Origin of the sequence: Desulfotomaculum sp. OF05-3, from assembly GCF_003435535.1 — a bacterium.
In the GTDB taxonomy this organism is placed as follows: Bacteria; Bacillota; Clostridia; order Lachnospirales; family Lachnospiraceae; genus Pilosibacter; species Pilosibacter fragilis.
In genome coordinates this window covers 32,132-58,302 of the sequence record NZ_QWGO01000021.1, presented here as the reverse complement: position 1 = coordinate 58,302, position 26,171 = coordinate 32,132, and the positions used below count along the sequence as shown (strand labels likewise).

Genomic DNA, 26,171 nt, shown 5'->3' with positions numbered 1-26,171 from the left:
TTATATTATTTTATCTAGCACAACAGGTTAATTTATATTATATCTGATAAAGTCCTCAGGTGCAAGAGAGTGTCGGAAAATATGTCGCAAATCACTACCAAAGCCTTATATGACTGAAATATGACTATAATTAGACCTTAATATGTCGTTTTATACAATGATAAAGTCTAATATTTATATAAAACAGAGAAAATAAAAATGGTATATATTCGATACTTGCTAAAATTAGGCAGAAATTGTATAATTATGTTGTTTCCAAAATATGTCTTTAATTATATAAAGATATGCAGTAAATGAAATGGGAAAGGAGCAATCGAATGGAGTTGAAAAAACAATCAGCGCTGGAAAACATTGATGCCTGCAAGGAGTTGCTGGAGTCCATGAGTGATGCGCTGTGGGATCATCCGGAAACGGGCTATCATGAGCATTTTGCTGCCCGCTTATACTGCCGCATGCTGGAGAAACTGGGATTCCAAGTGGAACAGGGACTAGCGGGCATTGAAACTGCATTCTCTGGCACTTATGGAAGCGGAAAACCTGTCATTGGTTTCTTGGGCGAATTTGATGCGCTGCCCGGTTTGAGTCAGCAGGCCAATGTTACCAGAATGTGCCCTGTAACGGAGGGCGGACCAGGCCACGGCTGTGGACATAACCTGTTGGGTGTAGGCGCGCTGGCTGCGGCGCTTGGCGTAAAAAAGTATCTGGAGGATAATAAACTGCCAGGTACTGTAAAGTTTTTTGGGTGTCCGGCTGAGGAGGGCGGTTCCGGAAAAGGGTTTATGGCGCGGGACGGTGTATTTGATGGGGTGGACGCGGCTTTTTGCTGGCATCCCGGCGAAGTCAATAGCGTGGCCACGGAAAGCACCATGGCCAATTACCAGATCTGCTACCACTTCCACGGAGTGGCCTCCCATGCGGCCATGACCCCTGAATTGGGCCGCAGTGCGCTGGATGCTCTGGAGTTGATGAATACTGGTGTACAGTATCTCCGGGAGCATGTTCCCACGGACACCCGGATCCATTACGCCATTACAAATTCTGGGGGAAACGCTCCCGGAACAGTACAGGCCTATGCGGAAGGGCTTTATCTTCTGCGGGCACGACAGCTCCCCCAGGTCAAGGAGCTTTACAGACGGGTAAACAACATAGCCCAGGGGGCGGCCTTGATGACGGAAACTACAGTGGATATTGAATTCATCAAAGCGTGTTCAAATTCGATTATCAACACAGAGCTCAATCATGTCATGCAGCGTAATCTGGAGCAGATACCTCCGCAGGCTTTTGACGATGCGGATTTGGAACAGGCCCGACAGTTCCGGGCGACATTAACGAAAACCAGCACTTATTTTGATGCACTGGCGGCAGAGGCAACGGATCCAGAGGATCAAAAGCGCTTTCAGGCGGATATGGATTCCCTGATCCATGCAGTCCCACTGCCTCTGGCACGGGAGCGGCAGGGCTTTGTTTCCTCTGATGTGGGTGATGTAAGCTGGAACTGCCCGGTCGCCCAGATCAATGCGGCGACCATGCCCGCCGGAGTGGCAATGCACTCCTGGCAGATGGTGGCTGTGGGGAAAAGCTCGATGGCCAAGAAAGGGATGCTCTACGCTGCAAAGGTGATGGCTGGATCTGCCATTGATGTATTGGAGAATCAGGACATCCTCCGGAGAGCACAGGAGGAACTGTACAGGCGCACCGGAGGCCGGAAATATGATTCCCCAATCCCAGACGATGTAAAACCTCATATCTCTTGACGGTTTCACGAATATTTTAACAGGAGGAATATCTATGAATCAAATGACACTTTGTCTGCTGCTCTTCGCCCTGATGATCGTACTGTTTTTCATCAAGAAGATCCCCATGTCGTTCAGCGCAATGCTGATTGTGGTGCTGTTGGTGGTGACTGGATGTGTAGAGTCCAAAACTGCGCTGAGTTCTTTTGGCAACTCAACGGTTGTCACTATGGCTTCTATGTTCGTGGTAGCTGCGGGTCTGACCCGTACTCAGATGATCAATCGGATATCCCAGATGCTGTATAAGGTGACGGACGGCTCCTTTACCAAGGTGCTGGCTACATATATGGTCATCACCTGTATTCTGGGTCAGTTTGTGCCCAGCATTGTGGCCCTCTTTGCGCTGGTGTATCCCTTGGTACAGAATATGTGTGACCGCATGAAGATTAGCCCATCCAAGATGATGTACCCTATTGCCGTTGCCTGTGTGTCCACAAGTTTTATTATTGAACCTATCGGCCCCTATGCCGCCTGGTATGTCACCCAAAACGGCTATCTGGAATCTTATGGCTGGACCGCCAGTCAGCTTGGCATGTGGAGCGAAACACTGGTCTTTCTGCCGGTAGGCATTGTTACAATGTTGGTTGCTGTTTTTATCACTCCCAAAATGTTGCCTGACAATCCTGAGACGGCCCTGGGCAATGTCACAGCGCGGAAAATGCAGGAGAAAGAACCCCTTAGTCCGATGCGCGAGGTGCTGGGGTATGGTGTATTTATCGCAGTGATCATTGGTCTGATGGCTGGGCTCCCCTCTTGGCAGATCACTCTGGCTGGTGCTGTGGTAGTTGTAATTTCCGGCGTTCTGACAGAGAGGGAAGCGATCGATAACCTGAATATGAGTACGATTTTGCTCTACATCGGTGTCACCGTTTTGGGTTCCGCCCTGGCGGAAACCGGCGCGGCGGAACAGCTTGGCAATTGGCTGGCTGGAGTGCTGAGCGGTGTGACAAACGGTTATATTATAGGGTTTGCGTTTTATGCGGTCGGTTATATCATGACGTCTTTACTGTATAACCGTGCTGTCAGCACCGTCCTGGTTCCACTGGCGGTCATCACCTGCGGTGCGATGGGCTGTGATCCCAGAGGCCCCGTGATCCTGTGTGCCCTGGCCTCTATGTCCTCCCTTATCACGCCTTTGTCTACTGCTGTAGTTCCCATGGCGATGAACGCCGGCGGCTACAGCGCAAAGACAGTGTTTAAGGCTGGTATTGTTCACGGTATAATTCGTGGCGTGCTTGGTACTGCGATAGCAATGACCATATTCCCAGCGTTTTAATTAGAACAAAAAATTGTTCTGTGATTTGTTGAACTTTAAAAGAGTTGTTGGCACAGTCAACCCCCGAAACCGTAGTGTTTCGGGGGTTGCTCTTTTTTGACGTCCCGTGCCATCTAGGCATATTACCGAAATCAGTAAATGCCGAATTACATATGCAAATTGTTAGGGATCGCCCCGTCATGACAGTTCAGTCAAAATTTCACCGCCATCGCCATTTATGCAGATGGAGCAACGCCAAACATACTCCCAAAACAGCATCCGGAGAAAAACTCCTTTGCGGCATCCACCGTGGTTTTGGTGAAGAAACTCTGACGGACAGTGACGTGTCTTGGAGCGATTTTCCTGGAAATATGAGATAGATTTATTGTGAGTCGATTTATCACGTGATTGATATGCCCGCGGATATTGTTTTGTCGTCTCATGCTGGCAGAATGTGGAAGCGTACGCTGACGGCGCGCAAGGACATGATTCTTGCTCAAAACCGGAGAAAGAGAACATTTTCTCAGAAATATTTTCATATTCTTCTATAGCCCCCCCTTTCTAATGGATTCCAATCCGTCATAATATTTCTAACATCCTAACGAATAACGTGAGGTGCCGATATGAAAATGAAAGACAAGCCACAGGAGAAGCAATATATTATCTATTCCCGCAAATCCAAATTTACCGGGAAGGGCGAGAGTATCGAGAACCAGATTGAGCTGTGCCGACAGTATATTGCCGTGCACTTTGGTGAGAAAGCGGCGAAAAATGCGCTGGTGTATGAGGACGAGGGATTTTCTGGCGGCAATCTGGAGCGCCCACAGTTCAAGAAAATGATGAAGGATTCGCAGGAGATCGTGTTTGCGGCCATCGTGGTCTATCGACTTGACCGCATCAGCCGCAACATCGGTGACTTTGCAAAGCTCATCGAGGATCTGGGCGATCGGCACATTGATTTCATTTCCATCCGCGAGCAGTTCGACACGTCCTCCCCCATGGGCCGTGCCATGATGTATATTGCGTCCGTCTTCTCCCAGTTGGAGCGGGAGACTATTGCCGAGCGTATCCGGGACAACATGCATGAGCTGTCCAAGACCGGACGCTGGCTGGGTGGAACGACCCCCACCGGATATGCCTCTGAAAGCCTGTCCAGCGTGACGGTGGACGGCAAGGTGAAAAAAGCCTGCAAGCTGGGGCCTATTCCAGAGGAAATTCAGTTGGTTAAAACGATTTTCTCCGTATTCATGGAGACAGGCTCTCTAAGTAAGACCGACCAGTACCTGTTGGAGCATCGCTGCGTCACGAAGCGCGGCAAGCAGTTCACCCGCTTTGCCATCCGGGGCATTCTCACGAACCCGGTCTATATGATCGCCGACGACACGGCGTATCAGTATCTGAAAGAAAACAATGTTGACCTGTTTGCCGAACGCTCGGAATTCGACGGCGAGCACGGCGTCATGGCCTATAACCGCACCCTCCAGCGCCCCGGCAAGGCGAATCAGATCCGTCCCATGGAGGAATGGATCGTGGCGGTGGGCAAGCATCCGGGCATCATCGCAGGCAGCGACTGGGTGCGGGTGCAGGCCATGCTGGATGTCAACAAATCTAAGAGTTACCGCAGGCCCCGTAGCAACGTGGCGCTGCTGTCTGGGCTTCTGCGGTGCGGCGAATGCGGCGACTATATGCGCCCGAAGCTGACCAACCGCCGCACGGCAGACGGTGAGCTGATCTACACCTATATGTGCTCCAGCAAGGAGCGCAGCCACGGTACAGTCTGCTCTATGAAAAACTGCAACGGCAACACGCTGGACGCCAAGATCATCGAGGAGATCCGCAAGCTGTCTGCCGACAAGGAGACCCTTACCCGGCTTCTGGCGCAGACCAAGAAGGTCATCAGCGGCAGCAAGGAGGGTTACGATGCAGAACTTGCGCTGCTCCGGGAGAAACACGCCGAGACGGAAGAACGCATCAAACGGCTGGTGGAGTCCTTGTCCGTTGCCAGCGACACCTCTGCAAAGTACGTCATGGAGCAGATCGACGAACTGCATCGGGAGAGCGAGACTCAGCAGGCAAGACTTTCCGAGTTGGAAGCCCTCACCGAGCAGAGCCGGATGCTCCATCAGGAGTTCGCCTTCCATCAGGAGATGATCGAATCCTTCGCCAGCGCGGTGGATTCTGCCACGTTGGAGGAAAAACGCCGCCTGCTGCGCACCATCGTCAAAAAGGTGGTCTGGGACGGCAAAAATGCCTATGTTTACCTCTTTGCGGTGGATGGAGAGGCGGATTTTCCCCCTGTTGAGCAACCTATGTATCCGTTGGGAGAGGATAGCGAATGAAATCCTAATGATGTTCCGGACCGGAAAGAAGTTCTCCAGAGAAGTTTCCATCTATGATCCCATCGGAGCGGATAAGGACGGGGAGACCGTGAGCCTCTTGGATATCCTTGAGGCGGGGGACAGGGAAGTCCTTGAGACTGTGATCATCAAGCAGGACGTGAAGATCCTCTACGAGGCGTACAAGGAAAATCTCACGGATATGGAGCAGACCGTGATCCGCATGAGATATGGACTGTTCGGGACAAAGGAACACACACAGCGGGAGATCGCGGAAAAGCTCGGGATCTCCCGGTCCTATGTGTCGAGGATCGAAAAACGGGCGGTGGGGCATATGCGGGAGGCGTTTTATGAGCCTGCCGGGAACACCCGGTGATACATTTTGTAGAAAGTTTCTGCGGGAAGGGAGTTTAAGAATGATTCGGACGGAACGAGAAGTCCCCGGTTCGTCCGGCTTCCTTCCAGGAACGAGAGGTCCGGCAGCGGATCGGCAGGAGCGCAGCTGTAAAGGCATCCATTCGTTGTGTAAAAGTGGCTGAATCTCGGACCGCGCAGCTTTTCTATGACGGCGAAAAGGGCATCTTTCGGGACCGAGGTGCCCGCACAGATATAGGAGGGGATTGCCGGAGCGCCTTCCAGAGGCCAATAGGCCTTATTTTTTTTGCCGTCAGCCCGGAGCGCATAGACGGACGGAACCAGGGCGAGAGGTGACGCACCGATGGAAACCTGATGAAAGGCCTGGATCGGCATGTCGAAAACATTTGATGCAGTAAGAAAATGTTTTGCTGTTTCCATACCGAAGGACTCCCATGTGAGCTTTGCGACAGTCTTTACGGCAGAGTTGTTGATGCCGCCATAGGAGAGGGGAAAGGATGATTCAACGAGCCGGTTAAGAGAGATACTTTGCTCACTGTCTGCATCGGTTCCTGTGAAAAAATTAGCGTTAATGCTCCTGGCATCCATGCTGGTCTGGCGTAGAAGCTCCACGTCGGAGTAAAACACGAGAGGAATCGCAAGATAGGGAAGGAGAGCGGAAGCTTTTTTGAGTCCGCCAAGCTCCGGAATATCTTTTACCGGGAAGAACTCTTTTAATGGAAGAAGTCCATGCTCTCTAAAACGGTTCCAGATCCGCTCATCCTCAAATACTTCCAGATCCGTGGAGACCACGAGATCTGGAAGGACGGAATCTTCCTCCCTCAGATAGTCGGACATATGGCGGCCATATCCGAGACCGAAGCAGGTGATATCAAGGTCGATGTTATCCTTTCTGAGTTCCTCCCGGATCTCATTTAAAAATTGCAGCTCCTGCCGGTGCAGGACGCAGATATTGTTCCAGTAAAGTCTGATGGTTGTCATAAAAGTTCTTCTCCTTGTCGAAGTAATTCCTGAAGATGTTTCTGACACTCGTAGGCAGCATCCAGCTCTGCATAAAGCGTTTTTTCCGCCTCTGTCCGCTTTCTGATCCGGCAGACCTCCCCACCTTTCATTGCGAGGCGTGTGGATGCCATCAGGGCAGTGTGGGGATCATGAGTGACGATGAGGACAAGCTTGCTCTGGTCGGTGAGGAGCCGCAGCGCCGCTTTTTTGTCGATTCCTGCGTTTTCTATCTCGTCGATGAGGACGATAGGGCTGTCACAGATGCAGGCAAGGTCGGCGATCATAAGTGCCCGGGTCTGGCCGCCGCTTAGGAGGTTTAAACTTTCTTCCGGTAGAACCGGCTCCGGCGTGATCTGGTTCGCCATGGTTAACACATCATCCGGGGAGATCTCCGGATGGTTCCGGCACTGGCAGTGGAGCTTTAAAAATTCCCGGACGCTGAGATCCAGGACGAAGCGCATGCTCTGGGAGAGATGGGCGATGAGTTCCTTCGAGAGGCTGGAGCGGTCTGCCAGGGTGACCGGGACATTGTTTATGAGGATGCCCCGCCTGCTGATTCCGTCACCGTTTACAAGCTGCTCAATGTCTTTTATGAGACGGCTTTTTCCAGCCCCTGTGTTTCCGGCGATGGCACAGAGCTCGCCGGGATGGAGTGTGACCGGGGCAAAATGTTCCGGTTTCCCGGCTTTGTTGGTTCCTGGTAGAATCGTCAAAGATTCAAAGTTCATCTGTGGATACCTCCTTGAAAGATCTTGCCGACGACACCCTGCTGGTAGGCGGATCCCACCCGCTGTTCACCGACGCAGTAGGAGCAGACTCCGGCGGGCATGGTGTGGCGGAGCCGGTCTTCCTTCAGGGATTCAATTTCCGGCCGCTCCAAAAGCCAGCCCCCTAAAAATTCTGTCCCGTATCCGGCGAGACCGTCCGCAGGGAAAATCCTGGCACCCGGATTTATTTTTTTTAGCTGCCATTCGATGATCTCAAGCTCCGCCTGGGAGACCATATCGATCTTTGTGAGAACAATGAAATCAGCGCCAGAGACCATGGGACCAAGGCGCTCCGGGGAGTGGCTGCTGGCGGTGCAGTCCAGGACACATCCCGCGGTACAGAGTTCTGTCGCAGGAGAGCAACGGTGGCAGAGCCCGGCTGTCTCGATAAGAAGGCAGTCCCGCCCGAGGCTGTCACACCAGTCCCAGAGCTCTGGGAGATTTGATACGAGAAAATGGTCCGGGCAGATATCCCGGCTGAGTCCTGTTACCGTGGGGATATTGAGATTCTTATATACAGATTCATCGTTGGAGGACAGGCAGTCGATTTTACAGATGGCTGTCCGCATTCCTCCTTTTTCTAAGAAAGGGATCAGATACCGCAGGATGGATGTTTTTCCAACTGCAGAAGATCCGGAAAATAAAAATACATGCTTTGGCATTACAACTCCTTTGTCTGTCCTGAATGAACAGAACGTGTCACAATATGTAAAAAGCATAGCAGAGCCGGGGATTTTTCGTCAGTATCAAATGAGACTGGCGGGGGTATATTTTGGGCTTGTAAAATAATTGTTGTTGTGATACCATTCTAGTTAGATACAACTAACTAACGACGGATCATAGGAGAGACATATGATAAGAGAAGAAGAGATAAAGGCGGCTGTCGAGGCATCCCCTTTGCTTGGCGGCTGCAATCTGTCGGTTTCTGGTATGAATGTGAAATATTGTCATAAAGGTCAGATCGTGAGCGACAGACAGAAAAATGAGGAGATCATCGGTCTTGTCATGGAGGGCAGTATGGACGTTTACAGCATCGCCCTTGATGGGAGGGAGATCCTGCTCTCTCAATTGGAAAGGGGAGACTGTTTCGGAGTGGTAAATCTCTTAACAAACACGGAATTTCCGACAGTACTCCGGTGCCGTACGGATACCACATTGGCGACGATGCCGAAAAGCCAGCTTCTGGCGGTCATGGAGAAAAACAGTGAACTGGCACTCCGGTATGCCGGATTCTGCAATCGGAAAATGCAGTTTCTGATCCGGAGGATCGAGTTCCTGACCATGCAGTCCGGAAAGAAGAAGCTAGTGCAGTACCTGTTGGAGGAACCGGATAAGGGCAGGGCGTTTGGAAAGAACGTTTCCAGAGATGAACTGGCATCGATCCTCGGAATCAGCCGCGCTTCCCTTTTCAGGGAACTTGCAAGTCTGACAAAACAGGGACTCATCGCCCTGCGGGACGGAGAGATCTGTCTGTTGAGGCCGGATGAACTGGAAGAGATCTTATACGCGTAAAGGGACGGCTGTGGTCAGAAGACAGGAAGGCGGTTTGTAAATCCGGAGACGGAACAGATTGCGGAAGAAAAATCGAAATAATATGAATGTTCCCGTGTATGGGAAATAACAGATAAGAAGCAGAGGTTTTGCGAATGCACGAATCCGTGTGCATGAAACCTCTGCTTTTTGTGCAGCAGGAAATTATGATAAAAGAAAGGTAACTATTCAGTACCTTCATAGTTACACGCAAAAATCCATTCCAGATCAGCTCCGCTGATGGGATTTTTGCCCTCCAGCCTATATTTTCTTACGGTCAGCGCAGCAAGTGCGCAGACCTACTGAACAGTTACAAAGAAAGTTTCATAAAAACGCTGCAAAAAGGCAAAAAAATACTTGCATAAATATACACATAGAGTTATAATTATGCAAAATTATTCAAAAATATTCACGGTCTCCATCCGCACCCCACAAATTCACGGCGGGTGGAAGACGAACCTGGAATCCAGAACAATCTATGAGCGAGAGGAGAACAATTATGAAGCCAAAGGTATACATTGACGGAAAAGAAGGAACCACAGGACTCCAGATCTACGACAGACTTGCATCAAGAGACGACATTGAACTCCTGTTAATTGATGAAACAAAGAGGAAAGACCCGGATGAGAGAAAGAAACTCATCAACGCGGCGGATATCACCTTCCTCTGCCTGCCGGATGCGGCGGCGAAGGAGGCGGTGAGTTTTGTGGAGAAGGATTCCGCGAGGATCATCGACGCTTCCACGGCGCACCGTACAGCACCCGGCTGGGCATACGGGATTCCGGAGCTTTCCGATATGCATAAAGATGCAGTCGTCCATGCAAAATTCACAGCAAATCCGGGCTGCCATGCGTCAGGATTCGTGATCCCGGTCTATCCGCTCGTGGCGTCTGGAATGATCCCGAAGGAGACGCCCCTCACTGTATTTTCCCTCACCGGATACTCTGGAGGCGGAAAGAAGATGATCGCGGAGTACGAGTCCCCGGAGAAGCCGGAACTCTACAACACGCCGAGAATCTACGGTCTGAACCTGAAACACAAACACCTCCCGGAGATGCAGAAGATCTGTGGACTTGATGTTCCTCCGGTGTTCTGCCCGATCGTGGATGACTATTATAAAGGAATGGCAGTCACCGTCATGCTGCAGAACTCCATGTTAAAGGGAAATCCCACAGCGAAAGATATCCACGAGGCGCTGGCTGCCCACTACGACGGAAAGAAGGTCGTAAAAGTCCATCCGTTCGGATATGAGGATCCGATGATCGCCGCCGGAACCATGGCGGGAAAGGACAGCATGGAACTGGTCGTCAATGGACATGAAGGTCAGACGATCATCACGGCGCTGTTTGACAACCTCGGAAAAGGCGCTTCCGGCGCGGCGGTGGAGAACATGAACCTGATGCTGGGATTTGAGGAGACAGCGGGACTGAATTTATAAATAAATCGCCTGATTCTATTGGGGGCAATCTGAAAAGAAGGAGAAAATTTATGGAAAATCTGAAACCGGAGACAAGAGCGGGCGTCCTTGTGGAGGCGCTCCCGTATCTTCAGGAATACAATGGAAAGATCGTAGTCGTAAAGTACGGCGGAAACGCCATGATCAACGAGGATTTAAAGCAGGCGGTCATCCGTGACATCGTCCTCTTAAATCTCGTGGGTGTGAAAGTCGTTCTCGTCCACGGCGGCGGTCCGGAGATCGGGGAACTTTTAAAGAAGACCGGAAAAGAGTCCAAATTCATCAAGGGTCTGCGCTATACAGACAAAGAGACGATGGAAGCGGTCCAGATGGTCCTCTGCGGAAAGCTCAATAAGAATCTGGTAACACTCTTAAAAAATGCCGGAGGAAAAGGCGTAGGAATAAGCGGAATGGACGGCGGACTGTTTGAGGCGGTCAAATTGAACGATCCGGACGGAACGGAATACGGCTATGTGGGTGACATCGTTAAGACAAACCCGCAGATCGTCCTTGATATGCTGGAAAAAGGCTATATCCCGGTAGTTACCTGTGTTGCCGCAGGAATTGACGATACCTGCAACTACAACATCAACGCGGATACGGCGGCTGAGAAGCTTGCCATCGCGTTAAAGGCAAAAAAGCTGATCATGCTCACGGATGTAAGAGGACTTTTGAGAGATCCGTCCGATGAATCCACACTGATTAAACGCCTGAAGGTTTCGGAAGTTCCGTCTCTCGTCAGGGAGGGCATCATCAAGGGCGGCATGATCCCGAAGGTCAACTGCTGCGTGGAGTGTGTCCGTCAGGGCGTGGAGCGCGCGAACATTCAGGATGGCCGTGTGCCGCACTCGATCTTAATCGAGCTGCTTACAAATGAAGGTGTAGGAACCATGTTTTCATAAAAGGCAGACGCAGATCCATGTGAAGATGCAGGTTCCTGTAAGAAAACGTATCCGGCGCGGAATGTGCCAGAGTCACGTTTTTTGCAGAGAGAACGCAGGAAAAAGCGTGGATCTGCCGAATTAGTTGCCACAGGAGGTACGATATGACAGCGGAAGAGATCAAGAAAAAAGATTCAGAATATATCATGCATACATACGGACGTTTTGACATCGTCCTTGACCACGGAAAAGGAGCGACGCTCTGGGATGCCGACGGAAAAAAGTACGTGGATCTGACCTCCGGGATCGGAGTAAACAGCTTAGGCCACGGAAATCCGGCGATCGTAAATGCCATGACAAAACAGGCGGAAAAGCTCATGCACGCTTCCAACCTCTATTACACGGAGCCCATGGTGAGCGCCGCAGAGAAGCTCGTGACAGCCACAGGGATGGGAAAAATCTTCTTTGCAAACTCCGGTGCGGAGGCGAATGAAGGCGCCATCAAGCTCGCGAGAAAATATTCCTTCGATAAATACGGCGAGGGAAGGAACACCATCGTGACACTGATCCAGTCCTTCCATGGAAGAACTGTTACAACCTTAAAGGCAACCGGACAGGAGAAGTTCCACCAGTACTTCTTCCCGTTCACGGAAGGCTTTGCCTACGCGAAGGCAAATGACCTGGCTGATGTAACCGCAAAGGCAGACAAGACCTGCTGTGCCGTCATGATGGAGATGATCCAGGGCGAGGGCGGCGTTCTGCCGCTCGATAAGGAATTTGTCCAGGGTGTGGCAAAATACTGTAAGGAGAACGATATCCTGCTCATCGTGGATGAGGTCCAGACCGGCATCGGAAGATGCGGCAGCCTCTTCGCCTATGAGCAGTACGGAATTGCTCCGGATATCGTGACCATGGCAAAAGGTCTCGGCGGCGGTCTGCCTATCGGCGGCGTGCTGGCTGCGAAGTCCTGCGCGGATGTTATGGGACCGGGAACCCACGGTTCCACCTTCGGCGGGAATCCGGTGAGCGCGGCATCTGCGAATGTGGTCCTCGACACGGTGATGAAGCCGGAATTCTTAAAAGAGGTTGAGGAAAAGGGCGCTTACATCAAAGAAAAAGTCCTGGGATTTCACTCCCCGGCAGTGAAGAATGTTCGCGGCATGGGACTCATGCTCGGCATCATCGTAGATCCGGAAAAGCGCGCCGGATATGTTGCAAAGCTTATGGAACAGGGCGTTCTCGTCCTGACGGCCGGAACAGACGCGATCCGTCTGCTGCCGCCTCTTGTTATCACCTATGAAGAGATCGATCAGGCACTTGAGGCCATGAAAGGGGTATTTGAATCATGAATCATTTATTAAAATTACTGGATCTCAGCACAGAGGAGATCACCGGAATTCTGGATCTGGCAGACCAGTTAAAATATGAAAGAAAGCACAACATTCCTCATGAGCTTTTAAAAGGGCAGACACTGGGAATGATCTTCCAGAAATCCTCCACAAGAACGAGGGTTTCCTTCGAGACAGGAATGTATCAGCTGGGTGGACATGCATTGTTTCTGTCCTCCAGAGATCTGCAGATCGGTCGTGGAGAGCCGGTTCAGGATACTGCCCGCGTGTTGTCAAGATACCTTGACGGTATCATGATCCGTACCTTTGAGCAGAAGGAAGTGGAGAACCTCGCAAAATTTGGTTCCATCCCGGTCATCAACGGCCTGACGGATTTCTGTCATCCGTGTCAGGTCCTTGCGGACCTCATGACGATCCGTGAGAAGTTCGGAAGCTTCTCCGGACTCAAAATGTGCTTCATCGGTGACGGCAACAATATGGCAAACTCCCTGATCGTCGGCGGCTTAAAGGTCGGAATGAACGTGGCGGTCGCGACACCGGATGGATACAAGCCGGACGGAGCTGTTCTTGAATTCACGAAGGGCTACGGCGATAAGTTTGCCTTGGAGACAGATCCGTTTATGGCGGCATCCGGTGCGGATATTCTGATCACAGATACATGGACTTCGATGGGAGAAGAAGCGGAGAAAGAGGAGAGAAAGAAAATCTTCAAGGACTACCAGATCAACAGACAGCTCCTCGCAGCCGCAAACGCGGGCGCTATGGTCCAGCACTGTCTCCCGGCATACCGCGGACAGGAGATCACCGAGGAAGTCTTCGAGGAACATGCCGACGAGATCTTCAATGAGGCAGAGAACCGCCTGCATGCGCAGAAGGCTGTTATGGTAAAGCTGATGAAGAAAGACTGATCGGACATGACGACCGTCTTGTAATTGAGGTTGGAAGCATTGGAAAGTTAGAAAGTCCCCGCTGGTGTGAGAGCGCCTGCGGGGCTTTTTTGCGCCTGCGCAGAGTGCAGCCCGGTGTGGGTGACCATACAGGATAGCGGAATGCACCTGACACATTTAATTTCGGTTTAGATAAAGTTTATGAAATTTTAACAGATGTTTCCTAGGGAAAGTTTTGAGTGCGTGTTATACTAGGACTATATTTATAAAACTCTTCGATGAGTACTGATGACGGGCGGAACAGGTATTTGAGTGCCTGTTAGCTAAAATCGAAAATGTTTTATGCACAGGAGGCAGAAATTATGGAGATCCATGAATTTTATATACCATCCAGCAGCGGTCTTGCGAATCTCCACTGTATGGAATGGATTCCAAACGGCGAGGTGAAAGCCGTCGTCCAGATTGCCCATGGAATGATGGAACATGTGGGAAGATACCGGGAGTTTGCGGAATTCCTTGCGGGACACGGGATCTATGTTCTCGGGAATGACCACTTAGGCCACGGAAAGACCGCGGCAGCGGAGGAGGACAGGGGATATTTCGGTGACCATGCGGGCGCTGTCTCCGTGATCCGTGATATGCGCCGTGTGACGGTCCATGCACAGAGAAAATATCCGGGTGTGCCGATTTTCCTTTTGGGGCACAGTATGGGGTCGTTCTTCGCGAGACGATATCTGACCGTCTACAAGGACGGAATCGACGGTGTGATCCTGCTCGGAACCGGAGCACCGAAGGACGCTGAGGTGCGGTTCGGATATATGCTGGCGGACTCTGTCTGTAAGAGGAAAGGGACGAGATACAGGAGCAAAATGCTCTACAACCTGTCCCTTGGAAACTATAACCGGAAATTCAAGCCGACAAAGACGCCTTACGACTGGCTGTCCAGGGATGAGAAGAGAGACCGTGCCTTCGGGGATGACCCGCTGACGAACTTCATCTTCACCGCGGGCGCGTACCGGGATTTCTTCGAGGTGATCTTAAAGACCGCAAAACTCGAAAAAGCAGGCAAAATGTGCACCGACCTCCCGGTCCTGATCCTCTCCGGAAGCAAAGATCCGGTGGGAGAGGAGACAAAAGGCGTGCGGAGAGTTTACGACCGCTATGATAAAGCAGGGGTAGAAGATCTCTCCATCGGCTTTTATGAGGGTGCGAGGCATGAACTTTTAAATGAACTCAACCGCGAACAGGTATCTGGGGATATTCTGGAGTGGATCGAGGAGCATGAGAACAACAAATAATTCAAGTCGAACGTCCGTGAGACTTGGCGCGTGATTCTGGTCAGCAAAGCTGACATATTCCATACAGAATCACTGCGCATCCTCGCGGAGCGTTTATCTCAGCCGGAGACCCAACTCCCACTGAGGCAAATTTGCTATTACTCACCACCTAATGAGGTGGGAGTCTTCTCGACTGAGATAAAAGCGGCAGACTGGCTGCGCTGATCTGCGGGTCAGTCTGCTATAAATTCAATATTTGTAACGATTCAGTACCTTCATAGTTACACGCAAAAATCCATTCCTGATCAGCTTCGCTGATGGGATTTTTGCCTTCCAGCCTATGTTTTCTTACGGTCAGCGCAACAAGTGCGCAGACTTACTGGACAGTTACCAATATTTTTCTTAAATATTCTTAAATACATCTATATTATCAACAATGGTGAAAAATTCACCTGTCAAAAATAGTTCTGAAAAATTCAGCAAAGCAAAAACATCTTAAACATGTTTGGAAAGGAGTCTTTTTGTTCAGTAAAATCAACAGCATATACCTTCGCGGCATGGAGGGAAAGAATGTGACCGTGGAGGCGGACGTCAGCGATGGACTTCCGGGGCTGATCCTCGTAGGTTACCTTGCGTCCGAGGTACGGGAAGGCGGAGACAGGGTGCGGACGGCGATCAAAAATCTCGGACTTTCCCTGCCGCCCAAAAAGATCACGATCAACCTGTCCCCGGCAGATTTTAGAAAGGAAGGGACCGGATTCGACCTCGCGATCGCCGCTGCCATTTTATCCGCCTACGGTGGATTTCGGGCGAAAGATCTCAAAGACGCTGTCTTGTTCGGAGAACTGGGGCTGGACGGGACTGTTCGGGGAATTCCTGGGGTTATGGCACTTACAGACCAGGCACGGGAAAGTGGTTTTAAACGTGTATTTTTACCTGTGGAGAATGTGAATGAAGCATCCGTTATAGGGGGAATGGAACTTTATGGGATCCGGGATCTGAGACATCTCCTGGAGGTGCTTTCGGGAAAGCTTCCTATGCAGGCGGAGTCAACGATAAATATGGACGAATTGCAGAATTCCATGAACCGTTACGAGGTGGATTTTTCAGAACTTTCCGGTCAGCCGCTGCTCAGAAGAGCAGCCGAGGTGGCGGCAGCTGGAAAACATAATCTTTTGATCGTTGGTCCTGCGGGAGCTGGAAAGACCATGCTGGCAAAAAGAATGCCGACGATCATGCCGGGGCTTGATATCGCAGAGAGCATCGAGATCTCAAAAATCTATAGTGTGAGCCATCTCCTGACAGCCAAAGAGCCTTTGATCCGGATACGTCCGTTCCGGGCACCCCATCACACAGTATCGGTTCAGGCACTGACCGGAGGTGGGAGAAGACCGAAGCCGGGGGAGATCTCTCTTGCAACCGGCGGTATTTTGTTCCTTGACGAGTTCCCGGAATTCTCCAGAGCAGCCCTGGAGACGTTGCGTCAGCCTTTGGAGGAACGGGAGGTGACTGTCTCGAGAGTGGAAGCTTCCGTGACATATCCAGCGAATTTCCAGCTCGTTGCAGCCATGAACCCCTGTCCCTGCGGTCATTTCCCCGACCGTTCCCGCTGCCGCTGCACCGATGGACAAATAACCCGGTATTTACAGAAAGTATCGGGACCAATGTTAGACAGGATCGATATCTGCGTGGAGGCAGCACCGATCACTTACGGAGATATCAAAAGCAGTGGAAATAACGAATCATCCCGTGAAATCCGTGCCCGTGTGGAACAGGCAAGGAAGATCCAGAGAGAACGTTTCGCAGGTGAAAATGTCCGCTGTAACGGTGAAATGTCAGGACGTCATATACGGAAATTCTGCGGGCTCGGACGTGAGGAAGAAAAGTTTATGGAAGAAATTTTTGAAAAGCTCGCCCTTTCGGCCAGAATGCATGACCGAATCCTGAAAGTAGCACGGACAACGGCAGATCTTGCAGAAGAAGAGAAAATCCGGCTTGCGGATCTCTGTGAAGCAGTGTCTTATGTGAAGAGCCGCGATAAATTCTGGGGAAATTAAAAGGAGAATATGAAATTATGACAAGTAATACACTCACCGACCGCGAAGCTCTCTACTGCCTCTGCCACGTTCCCGGTTTCGGCGGCGTAACAATCAGAGGCCTGAAAGACACATTTGGGACCTGCCTGTCTGCCTGGACAGCAAGCCCCCAGGAACTGCGGAAATCAGGAGTCCTCACGGAGCGGCGTGCGGAGGTATTCCTTGAGTCGAGAAAATATGAATCCGTATGGCGGAAGGAGTTTGCCGGCCTGGCACAGAAGAACATCCGCGTCATCGCGGAATGCGACCCGGACTATCCGACCCGGTTTCTTCCATATAAAGACCGCCCGGCAGCCCTCTTTGTAAAAGGCAGTCTCCCGGAAAACGAGGTCCCGTCGGTGGCCATCGTGGGCGCGAGAGCCTGCACGGAGTACGGGAAGGAAGCGGCAGGCTTCTACGCCGGGGAACTCGCCAACGCCGGAGTCAACATCATCAGCGGCATGGCAGCCGGCGTGGACGGCTATGCCCACAGAGGCGCCATCGAGCGTGGAAAGCCCACCTACGCAGTCTTGGGCTGCGGGGTAAACGTCTGCTACCCACGGGAAAATTACAAAATTTTCCATGCCATGGAGGAAAACGGCGGCATCCTCTCGGAGTTCGTCCCGGGAACCCGCCCCGCCGCCATGAATTTCCCCATGCGCAACCGGATCATCAGCGCCCTCGCTGATGCGGTTATTATAATAGAAGCGAGGGAGAAGAGCGGATCCCTTATCACGGCGGACTTTGCCCTGGAGCAGGGAAAAGAAGTTTTCGCCCTTCCGGGACGGGCAAATGACCCATTAAGCGGTGGCTGCAACCGCCTGATCCAGGGCGGTGCGAACATGCTTTTAAGCCCCTCGGATGTGCTGGAATTCCTTGGGATGAAATACGAAAGAAAATTAACGATTCATAAATTTTCACAAAATAGGCTTGCCAAGAACGAAAATTTGGTGTATGCTTCGGTTGATTCGCGCCCCAGATATCTGGAAGAGATCGCCGCACTCTGCGGACTCTCCGTGACAGAATGTATGGAAGCCCTTTTAAAGCTGGAGCTTGCGGGACTTGTTTTTGGAACCGGGAATCAATATTATAAAAAAGCGGAATGATTGCAGAAGGATGTGAAGAATATGGCGAACAGTCTTGTGATTGTAGAGTCTCCTGCAAAGGTTAAAACAATTAAAAAATTCCTGGGAAGCACATATGAGGTCGACGCGTCCAACGGACACGTGAGAGATCTTCCGAAGAGCCAGCTCGGAATTGATGTGGAAAATGATTATGAACCGAAATATATTACGATCCGGGGCAAGGGAGATATCCTTGCGAAGCTTCGGAAGGAAGTAAAAAAAGCAGATAAAATTTATCTCGCAACTGACCCTGACCGTGAGGGAGAAGCGATTTCCTGGCATTTGATGAAAGCGTTAAAGCTTGACGAGGTAAAAGATAAAAAAGTATACAGGATCAGCTTCAATGAGATCACGAAAAATGCGGTAAAGGCGTCCTTAAAGGCACCCCGCGATATCGATATGAACCTGGTGGACGCTCAGCAGACGAGGCGTATCCTGGACCGTATTGTTGGCTATAAGATCAGCCCGATCCTCTGGGAGAAGGTTAAGAGAGGCCTTAGCGCTGGCCGTGTCCAGTCTGCGGCCCTCCGCATGATCTGCGACAGGGAAGAGGAGATCTCCGCGTTTATCCCGGAGGAATACTGGAGCCTTGACGCGATGTTAAAAGCTCCGGGTTCAAAGAAACCGGCAGCAGCCCATTTTCATAATGACAAAGATGGAAAAACGGAGATCAAGAGCAAGGCGGAGCTTGACGCTTTACTTGAGTCCTTAAAGGGACAGAAATTTATCGTGACAGATATCAGAAACGGAGAGCGCACGAAGAAACCGCCGCTTCCGTTTACAACGAGTACCCTGCAGCAGGAGGCGTCCAAGGCGTTGAACTTTTCTACCCAGAAGACCATGCGCCTCGCCCAGCAGCTCTACGAGGGCGTTGATGTAAAGGGCCATGGCACCGTCGGTCTCATCACCTACCTGCGTACCGATTCCACCCGTGTGGCTGAGGAAGCAGAGAAGATGGCAAGTGATTTCATCGCTGAAAACTACGGCGAGAATTACCTGTCCCAGGGTGAAAATACAAAGAAGAACAGCGGAAAGATCCAGGATGCCCACGAGGCGATCCGTCCGACAAATCTTTCCTTAACACCTGTAAAGGTAAAAGAATCCCTGGCACGAGACCAGTTCCGCCTCTACCAGCTGATCTGGAAGCGCTTCACGGCGAGCCGCATGTCCGCGGCTGTCTATGAGACAACATCCGTAAAGATCGGAGCGGGCGGAAACGAGTTTACGATGACGGCATCCAGACTGAAGTTCGACGGCTTCATGTCCGTCTATATCGAGGCGGATGAGAAAGAGGAGAAAAACCAGATCCTCTCGAAGCTGGAAAAAGGTGAGGAGCTTGAGCTTGCGGATCTCGTGAGCGCCCAGCACTTTACCCAGCCGCCGGCCCATTACACAGAGGCATCCCTGGTAAAAGCCATGGAGGAACAGGGCATTGGCCGCCCGAGTACCTATGCGCCGACGATCACAACGATCTTAGCCCGCCGTTATGTGGTAAAAGAGAATAAGAACATCTATGTGACCGAGATCGGCGAGGTCGTTAACCGGATCATGAAGCAGTGCTTTCCGAGCATCGTGGACATTGCCTTCACCGCGAACCTGGAGTACCTGTTAGACAGTGTCGGAGAGGGCCTGACTCCGTGGAAGACCATCGTAAGAAACTTCTACCCTGATCTTATGGAAGCGGTGGAAGAGGCGCAGAGAACCTTGGAGACTGTCCATATCGCAGATGAGGAGTCCGATGAGATCTGCGAGCTCTGCGGAAGAAGGATGGTCATCAAATATGGTCCTCATGGAAAATTCCTCGCATGTCCCGGATTCCCGGAATGCCGAAACACAAAGCCGTATTTGGAGAAGACTGGAATCCCGTGCCCGAAGTGTGGAAAAGAAGTTATCATTAAGAAGACGAAAAAGGGAAGAAAGTATTACGGCTGTGAAGCTAACCCGGACTGTGATTTCATGTCCTGGCAGAAACCATCCACTGAGAAGTGCCCGGAGTGCGGCAGCTACATGGTGGAAAAAGGAAACAAACTCGTCTGCGCCAATGAGCAGTGCGGATTTGTGATGCCGATGAAGGAAAATAAGGAAGAAAAAGAAGATTAATATAACGAGATCAAGATCCGGCAGAGCGCCCAGAAGAGGCTCTGCCGGATATTTGCCGTAAACAAATGGTACAATTTCAATTGTTCAAACTTCCAAAACGTGATAAGAACTTGACAATTTATTTCGAGTTATCTTAATTATCCGAAAAAGTCTTGAAATTCTGGAAATATCGTGTTACAATTTAATCGATCAAATATTATTCGTACGATATCAGAAAGTAAAGGAGGTTTTCGGAAATGAGTGTTGAATTATTGGATAAGACCAGAAAAATAAACAAACTGCTCCACAACAACAATTCGCACAAGGTCGTATTCAACGACATCTGTAAAGTTTTAAGCGAAATTTTGCTGTCGAACATTCTCGTGATCAGCAAGAAAGGAAAAGTCCTGGGTGTCAGCATCTGTCCTGGTGTTGATGAGATCCATGAGTTGATTGAGGACAAGGTAGGCGGCTATGTCGATAAAATGTTTAACGAACGCCTCTTAAGTGTCCTTTCCACCAAGGAAAATGTAAACCTTGCGACTCTCGGATTCGCTGAGGAGAATGTAAAGAAGTATCAGGCAATCATCGCCCCGATCGATATCGCAGGTGAGCGCCTCGGAACCTTATTTATGTACAAATCCGACGAGCAGTACGATATCGATGATATTATCCTCTGCGAGTACGGCACGACCGTTGTCGGCCTGGAGATGATGCGTTCCGTAAACGAGGAGAACGCCGAGGAGACAAGAAAAGTCCAGATCGTAAAATCTGCGATCAGCACCTTATCCTTCTCCGAGTTAGAAGCGATCACCCATATCTTCGAGGAGCTTGACGGAAACGAGGGAATCCTTGTAGCCAGCAAGATCGCCGACAGAGTCGGGATCACCCGCTCCGTGATCGTAAACGCACTCCGCAAATTCGAGAGTGCCGGGGTTATCGAGTCCCGTTCTTCCGGTATGAAGGGAACCTACATTAAGGTCTTAAACGATGTGGTATTCGATGAATTAAAAGCCTTAAAGGCAGTAAATACAAAATAAGACAGGGAGACCTGTGGAAAAGAGGCGCGGCTGGGTGAAAAGCCGCGCCTCTTTTTTTAATATGAATTGTTGTATGATATCAGATAGATCAGGCTGTATCTGGTGCATGAGGGATTTAAGGAGAGAAAAGACTATTAAAAGGTCTATTATATATAGAAGAATCCCCTGCCGCCGCATGCCCGAATGACCTTGTTTTTTATGAAATCAAATGTAATGGAAAAAAAACAAAAAAAATAGAAAAAAGTGCTTGCAGTGAAAAATGACTTATGATATAGTGAAAAAGCTGATATTATGCACGTCTGCGGATTCTGCGAGTGGTGCCTGAGAAGCTCAGGTGTTCGTGGAAGTGAGATGCAGGCGGAAGAAAACAACCAAATGGAGGAAAAAAACATGAGCGTAATTTCAATGAAACAGCTTCTGGAAGCCGGCGTACATTTCGGTCACCAGACAAGAAGATGGAACCCGAAAATGGCACCGTACATCTACACAGAGAGAAACGGTATCTACATCATCGACCTTCAGAAATCTGTAGGCAAAGTTGATGAGGCTTACAAGGCAGTTGCTGATATCGCAGCTGAGGGCGGCACAATCCTTTTCGTAGGTACAAAGAAGCAGGCTCAGGACGCTATCAAGACTGAGGCAGAGCGTTGCGGAATGTACTACGTAAACGAGAGATGGCTTGGCGGTATGCTTACAAACTTCAAGACCATCCAGTCCAGAATCGCTAGATTAAAAGCAATCGAGAAGATGTCTGAGGACGGAACATTCGACGTACTTCCGAAGAAGGAAGTTATCGAGTTAAAGAAAGAGTGGGAGAAGCTTGAGAAGAACCTTGGCGGTATCAAGGAAATGAAGAAGATCCCGGACGCTATCTTTATCGTAGATCCGAAGAAGGAAAGAATCTGTGTACAGGAAGCTCACACACTTGGAATCACTCTGATCGGTATCGCTGATACAAACTGCGATCCGGAAGAACTCGACTATGTAATTCCGGGTAACGACGACGCTATCAGAGCCGTTAAGCTTATCGTTTCCAAGATGGCAGACGCTGTCATCGAGGCTAAACAGGGCGAGGCTGAGGAAGCAGAAGCAGCTGAGGAGAACGCAGAGGCTTAAGTTGTTATAAGGAATCCAAGGAGGTGCTGTCAGTGGCAGCACCTTCTTCCGAAAAGACACGTTTTGATTCTTTAATATGATTCGGAGGAAATGAAACATGGCAGCAGTTACAGCTAAAATGGTAAAAGATTTAAGAGAAATGACAGGCGCTGGAATGATGGACTGTAAGAAAGCCCTTTCTGCTACAGACGGCGACATGGACAAAGCAGTTGAGTTCTTAAGAGAAAAAGGACTTGCAGGCGCTGAGAAGAAAGCTGGACGTATCGCAGCTGAGGGTATCGTTGACACAGCTATGGCAGCAGACGAGAAGAAAGCTGTTATCGTTGAGGTTAACTCTGAGACAGACTTCGTTGCTAAGAACGCTAAGTTCCAGGCATACGTTGCTCAGGTAGCAGCTCAGGCTCTTACAACAACAGCGACAGATATGGACGCATTTATGGACGAGAAGTGGACAGCAGATGAGAGCCTTACTGTTAAGGAAGCTCTTTCTTCTGAAATCTCCATCATCGGTGAGAACATGAGCATCCGTCGTTTCAAACAGGTTACAGAGGAGAACGGTTTCGTTTCTTCCTATATTCATGCAGGCGGCAGAATCGGTGTTCTTCTTGACGTTCAGACAGATGTTGTAAACGACGCTGTAAAAGAGATGGCAAAGAACGTTTGTATGCAGGTCGCAGCTCTTAACCCGAAGTACACAAACCGCAACGAAGTAAGCGCAGATTACATCGAGCATGAGAAATCCATCCTTATGGCTCAGATCCAGAATGATCCGAAGGAAGCTTCCAAGCCGGAGAAGGTTATCCAGGGTATGATCCAGGGCCGTATCAACAAAGAGATGAAAGAGATCTGTCTCTTAGACCAGGTTTACGTAAAAGCAGAGGACGGCAAGCAGTCCGTAGCTCAGTATGTAGCACAGGTTGCTAAAGAGAACAGCGCTAACATCGAAGTTAAGAGCTTCGTTCGTTTCGAGACTGGTGAAGGTCTTGAGAAGAAAAACGAGGACTTCGCAGCTGAGGTTGCTGCTCAGATGGGTAAATAATTCATAAAGCGAAAATGCAGCTTATATCGAATCATTCATATAAGCTGTTAAAAACAGCCGGAATCCAGTATTTCTGTGGGTTCCGGCTATTTTAATTTGTGTGAGCTCTTGCAATTTTCCTGAATATTCGATATAATAATACAGCACTTTAAAGTTTAATGCTTTAAATTGAAAAATGAGTTTCAGGGGAGAGAAAATTGTTATGAGTGAAGAAAAGAAACTGAATATGCCTCAGTCGCTTCTGCTCCTGCTTCTGATCATCGGATCAGTCGCAGTCTGCATCCGGCTGAAGACGGGAGGACCGATGATCGGACTGTTTTTCAGCTGGATCATCATCTATCTGTTTTGTAAATGGTTAAAGATCAAATATGACCATGTTGTGAGTGGTGCCTACGACGCGATCCGTGTGGTCGTTCCGACACTATGTCTGCTTATGGCGATCGGCGTCATGATCGGTACCTGGCTCCAGAGCGGTACGATCGCCACGATCATCGCAGGCGGTCTGAAACTGATCGATCCAACCTGGCTCCTGCCGTTGACACTTGTATTCTGCGCCGTTTTAAGTCTTGTGACCGGAACATCCTACGGCTCGGTCGGAAGTGCCGGTGTCGCGATGATGGCGATTGGAAATGCGATGGGAATCAATCCTGGAATGGTGGCAGGCGCAGTCATCTGCGGTGCCATGTTCGGGGATAAGTTAAGCCCGCTCTCCGATACGACGAATCTTGCCCCGGCTGTTGCGGGCGCGAAGCTCAACGATCATGTGCGGTCCATGTTATGGACAACGCTGCCGACCTTTGTGATCAGCCTGGTCCTGTTTGTCATTCTCGGGATCAGTCAGACCTCCGGTGGTTATGAAGAGGGAAACCTTCTTGTCTACACGGAGGCACTTCAGGGAGAATTTAAACTTGGTCTTGTGACATTGATCCCGGCGGCGGTTATCATTGTCCTGCTCTTATGTAAAGTCAACGCGATCGTATCCCTGGGACTGTCCTCGGTGTGCGCCGGTGCGGTTGCGTTCTTCTGCCAGAGCGCGACGCTCCAGAGCATCATCCGTGTTGCTTACAACGGCTATACGACCCAGATTGAGGAGGCTGTTCTGAAAACGATCTTAAACCGTGGCGGTATGAGCAGCATGCTGCAGTATGTGGCGATCATCTGTTTCGCGGTCGGAATGGGCGGCATGCTGGACAGATTGGGTGTTCTTGACAACATCCTGCGCGCGATCACCGGACGGATTAACAGCGATGGCGGCCTGATCTTCGCGACGCTCCTCGTCGGTTATATCACAAGCCTGATCAGCTGTTCCCAGCCGATGTCCCATGTCCTGACCGGAAACATGATGAAACCGTTGTTTAAGGAGAGAAAGATTGCCCCGGAGATTTTATCGAGAAGCCTGGAGGATGCGGGAACGCTCTCCGGACCGATGATCCCGTGGCATGGGTACTGCGTATACATGGCGGGAACGCTCGGCGTCGCATGGTCTGCGTTCTTCCCATATCTGTTCCTGTTATATCTGACTCCGTTTTTCAGCATCTTTTACGGCTTTACCGGAATCTCGATCCGGCATGTGGAGGATGAAAACGAACAGAAGCAGGGATGAAGCGCGGAAGGGAAAAAGGAGAGAGAATCATGATGGAGACAAAACTTGTACTTCTCGGTACCGGAACGCCGAACGCGTGCCCGGATGCCAGCGGTCCGTCCTCTGCGGTCGTTGTTGGCGACCGGGCGTACCTCGTTGATTTCGGTCCGGGGGTCGTCCGCCAGGCGGCGAAGGCATACCGGAACGGGATCGACGCGCTTCGCCCGGACAGGCTGGTGACCGCGTTCTGCACACACCTGCACACGGATCACACGGCAGGATACCCGGACCTGATCTTTACCCCATGGGTCTTGGAGCGGAAAGAACCACTCCGGGTATTTGGACCGAAAGGGATCCGGGATATGACAGAGCATTTGCTAAAGGCCTACAAGGTGGATATTGATTTCCGGATCAACGGTTTTGAAAAGGCAAATGAAGTGGGATACCGGGTGGAAACACAGGAAATAAATTCCGGAGTTATCTACCGGGATGACCGTGTGACAGTCGAAGCCTTCCCGGTGAGCCATGGGACGCTTGAGAGCTATGGCTTCAAATTTACGACGCCGGACCGGGTGATCGTGATCAGTGGGGATACCGCGCCGCTTGAGATCGTTGCGGAAAAGGCAAAGGGCTGTGATATTCTTCTCCATGAAGTAGAATACACGGCAGGTCTTGCCGCGAGGGAACCGAAGTGGCAGAAATACCATCGGGAGGTTCACACCCTGAGTGTGGATCTTGCAGAGATCGCGAAGAAGGCAGGACCAAAGCTTCTCGTCACATACCACCGGATCTATCACATGGAGATCCAGGACAACACGGTGGATGTGGGAGCCGAGATGGCGAGAAGAAACGAGGCGATCCTTGAGGAGATACGGAATGCCGGTTACGAAGGTCCTGTGGTGAATGGAATGGACCTGGATGTCTTTTAGAAAACAGGCACTGACGTGCCAAAGATGCGCACTCTTTTTCGTTACAGCCCAATGTCTTAAAAACACCTGACCGCAGCATTGCCAGAAACAGTAGTAAGCAGTATAATGATATTTAATAAAAAACGAAGAGGACAGGCAAAACCACAGTTCAGGCTGGACCGGGACGGGAAAGGGCGCGCAAACCTACCGGAGGGCTGGCTTGACGATTATATGCTTCCACAGTATAATTATACGTAACAGCGTTGCCGCCGGAAGGCGGCGTGCCCGTTTAGTATCTGA

The 26,171-nt window shown here is 50.5% G+C and carries 21 protein-coding genes; 18 read left to right on the top strand and 3 right to left on the bottom strand.

Annotated features, from left to right (window positions below; genetic code table 11):
* The first annotated feature begins 317 nt into the window (after window positions 1-317).
* The 4 genes from DXA87_RS11745 (at window position 318) to DXA87_RS11730 (ending at window position 5,760) form a co-directional block, all read left to right on the top strand.
* Window positions 318-1,754, top strand: coding sequence for a M20 family metallopeptidase (locus DXA87_RS11745; protein ID WP_117504516.1), 1,437 nt, complete (start codon window positions 318-320; stop codon window positions 1,752-1,754).
* A 34-nt stretch (window positions 1,755-1,788) separates the two neighbouring features.
* A complete protein-coding gene (locus tag DXA87_RS11740; RefSeq protein WP_117469391.1) occupies window positions 1,789-3,069 on the top strand; it encodes an SLC13 family permease in 1,281 nt (426 codons plus the stop codon).
* Between the two features lie 602 nt (window positions 3,070-3,671).
* Window positions 3,672-5,387: a recombinase family protein gene (locus DXA87_RS11735; protein WP_242990504.1), complete on the top strand. Its 1,716-nt coding sequence runs from the start codon at window positions 3,672-3,674 to the stop codon at window positions 5,385-5,387.
* Window positions 5,388-5,394: 7 nt separating this feature from the next.
* Complete coding sequence (locus tag DXA87_RS11730) at window positions 5,395-5,760, top strand: sigma factor-like helix-turn-helix DNA-binding protein (protein WP_242998055.1); 366 nt, start codon at window positions 5,395-5,397, stop codon at window positions 5,758-5,760.
* Here the strand turns inward: DXA87_RS11730 and DXA87_RS11725 are convergent.
* From DXA87_RS11725 to DXA87_RS11715, 3 genes are read right to left on the bottom strand one after another with little or no spacing between them, the layout of a single operon-like run.
* The gene (locus DXA87_RS11725; protein WP_117469392.1) at window positions 5,733-6,740 is read right to left on the bottom strand and encodes a hypothetical protein; all 1,008 of its coding nucleotides are present in this window, start codon (window positions 6,738-6,740) and stop codon (window positions 5,733-5,735) included. The genes DXA87_RS11730 and DXA87_RS11725 overlap by 28 nt on opposite strands.
* Window positions 6,737-7,489 carry an ATP-binding cassette domain-containing protein gene (locus DXA87_RS11720; RefSeq protein ID WP_117504514.1) on the bottom strand — a complete coding sequence of 251 codons (753 nt, stop codon included), beginning with the start codon at window positions 7,487-7,489 and terminating at the stop codon, window positions 6,737-6,739. Before DXA87_RS11720 ends, DXA87_RS11725 begins: the two co-directional genes overlap by 4 nt.
* Window positions 7,486-8,190: a GTP-binding protein gene (locus DXA87_RS11715; RefSeq protein ID WP_117469394.1), complete on the bottom strand. Its 705-nt coding sequence runs from the start codon at window positions 8,188-8,190 to the stop codon at window positions 7,486-7,488. Before DXA87_RS11715 ends, DXA87_RS11720 begins: the two co-directional genes overlap by 4 nt.
* A 190-nt stretch (window positions 8,191-8,380) precedes the next feature.
* Between DXA87_RS11715 and DXA87_RS11710 the strand changes: the two genes are divergently transcribed.
* The 14 genes from DXA87_RS11710 (at window position 8,381) to DXA87_RS11645 (ending at window position 25,892) form a co-directional block, all read left to right on the top strand.
* Entirely contained in the window at window positions 8,381-9,040 is a 660-nt protein-coding gene (locus DXA87_RS11710; protein WP_242992089.1) for a Crp/Fnr family transcriptional regulator, read from the top strand.
* 517 nt (window positions 9,041-9,557) lie between these two features.
* On the top strand, window positions 9,558-10,496 hold the full coding sequence (argC, locus tag DXA87_RS11705; protein WP_181968477.1) for an N-acetyl-gamma-glutamyl-phosphate reductase: 939 nt from the start codon (window positions 9,558-9,560) through the stop codon (window positions 10,494-10,496).
* Window positions 10,497-10,546: 50 nt separating this feature from the next.
* Window positions 10,547-11,416, top strand: a complete 870-nt coding sequence (gene argB, locus DXA87_RS11700; RefSeq protein WP_021904119.1) for an acetylglutamate kinase — start codon at window positions 10,547-10,549, stop codon at window positions 11,414-11,416.
* Window positions 11,417-11,559: 143 nt separating this feature from the next.
* The gene (locus tag DXA87_RS11695) at window positions 11,560-12,744 is read left to right on the top strand and encodes an aspartate aminotransferase family protein (protein ID WP_117469395.1); all 1,185 of its coding nucleotides are present in this window, start codon (window positions 11,560-11,562) and stop codon (window positions 12,742-12,744) included.
* Window positions 12,741-13,652: an ornithine carbamoyltransferase gene (gene argF, locus DXA87_RS11690; protein ID WP_117504512.1), complete on the top strand. Its 912-nt coding sequence runs from the start codon at window positions 12,741-12,743 to the stop codon at window positions 13,650-13,652. Before DXA87_RS11695 ends, argF begins: the two co-directional genes overlap by 4 nt.
* 341 nt (window positions 13,653-13,993) lie before the next feature.
* Complete coding sequence (locus DXA87_RS11685) at window positions 13,994-14,929, top strand: alpha/beta hydrolase (RefSeq protein ID WP_158553075.1); 936 nt, start codon at window positions 13,994-13,996, stop codon at window positions 14,927-14,929.
* 500 nt (window positions 14,930-15,429) lie between these two features.
* On the top strand, window positions 15,430-16,965 hold the full coding sequence (locus DXA87_RS11680; RefSeq protein WP_147326529.1) for a YifB family Mg chelatase-like AAA ATPase: 1,536 nt from the start codon (window positions 15,430-15,432) through the stop codon (window positions 16,963-16,965).
* Between the two features lie 17 nt (window positions 16,966-16,982).
* Window positions 16,983-18,089 (top strand): DNA-processing protein DprA, encoded by a 1,107-nt coding sequence (gene dprA / locus DXA87_RS11675; protein ID WP_117504508.1) that lies wholly within the window; start codon window positions 16,983-16,985, stop codon window positions 18,087-18,089.
* Window positions 18,090-18,110: 21 nt separating this feature from the next.
* Window positions 18,111-20,207 (top strand): type I DNA topoisomerase, encoded by a 2,097-nt coding sequence (gene topA, locus DXA87_RS11670; protein ID WP_021904113.1) that lies wholly within the window; start codon window positions 18,111-18,113, stop codon window positions 20,205-20,207.
* Between the two features lie 236 nt (window positions 20,208-20,443).
* Window positions 20,444-21,226: a GTP-sensing pleiotropic transcriptional regulator CodY gene (gene codY / locus DXA87_RS11665; RefSeq protein ID WP_015554182.1), complete on the top strand. Its 783-nt coding sequence runs from the start codon at window positions 20,444-20,446 to the stop codon at window positions 21,224-21,226.
* Between the two features lie 390 nt (window positions 21,227-21,616).
* Window positions 21,617-22,342: a 30S ribosomal protein S2 gene (rpsB, locus tag DXA87_RS11660; RefSeq protein WP_021904111.1), complete on the top strand. Its 726-nt coding sequence runs from the start codon at window positions 21,617-21,619 to the stop codon at window positions 22,340-22,342.
* Between the two features lie 97 nt (window positions 22,343-22,439).
* The gene (tsf, locus tag DXA87_RS11655; RefSeq protein WP_117469399.1) at window positions 22,440-23,381 is read left to right on the top strand and encodes a translation elongation factor Ts; all 942 of its coding nucleotides are present in this window, start codon (window positions 22,440-22,442) and stop codon (window positions 23,379-23,381) included.
* Window positions 23,382-23,583: 202 nt separating this feature from the next.
* Window positions 23,584-24,984, top strand: a complete 1,401-nt coding sequence (gene nhaC, locus DXA87_RS11650; protein ID WP_117504506.1) for a Na+/H+ antiporter NhaC — start codon at window positions 23,584-23,586, stop codon at window positions 24,982-24,984.
* A 29-nt stretch (window positions 24,985-25,013) separates the two neighbouring features.
* Window positions 25,014-25,892: an MBL fold metallo-hydrolase gene (locus DXA87_RS11645; protein WP_117483282.1), complete on the top strand. Its 879-nt coding sequence runs from the start codon at window positions 25,014-25,016 to the stop codon at window positions 25,890-25,892.
* The last annotated feature ends 279 nt before the right edge of the window (window positions 25,893-26,171 follow it).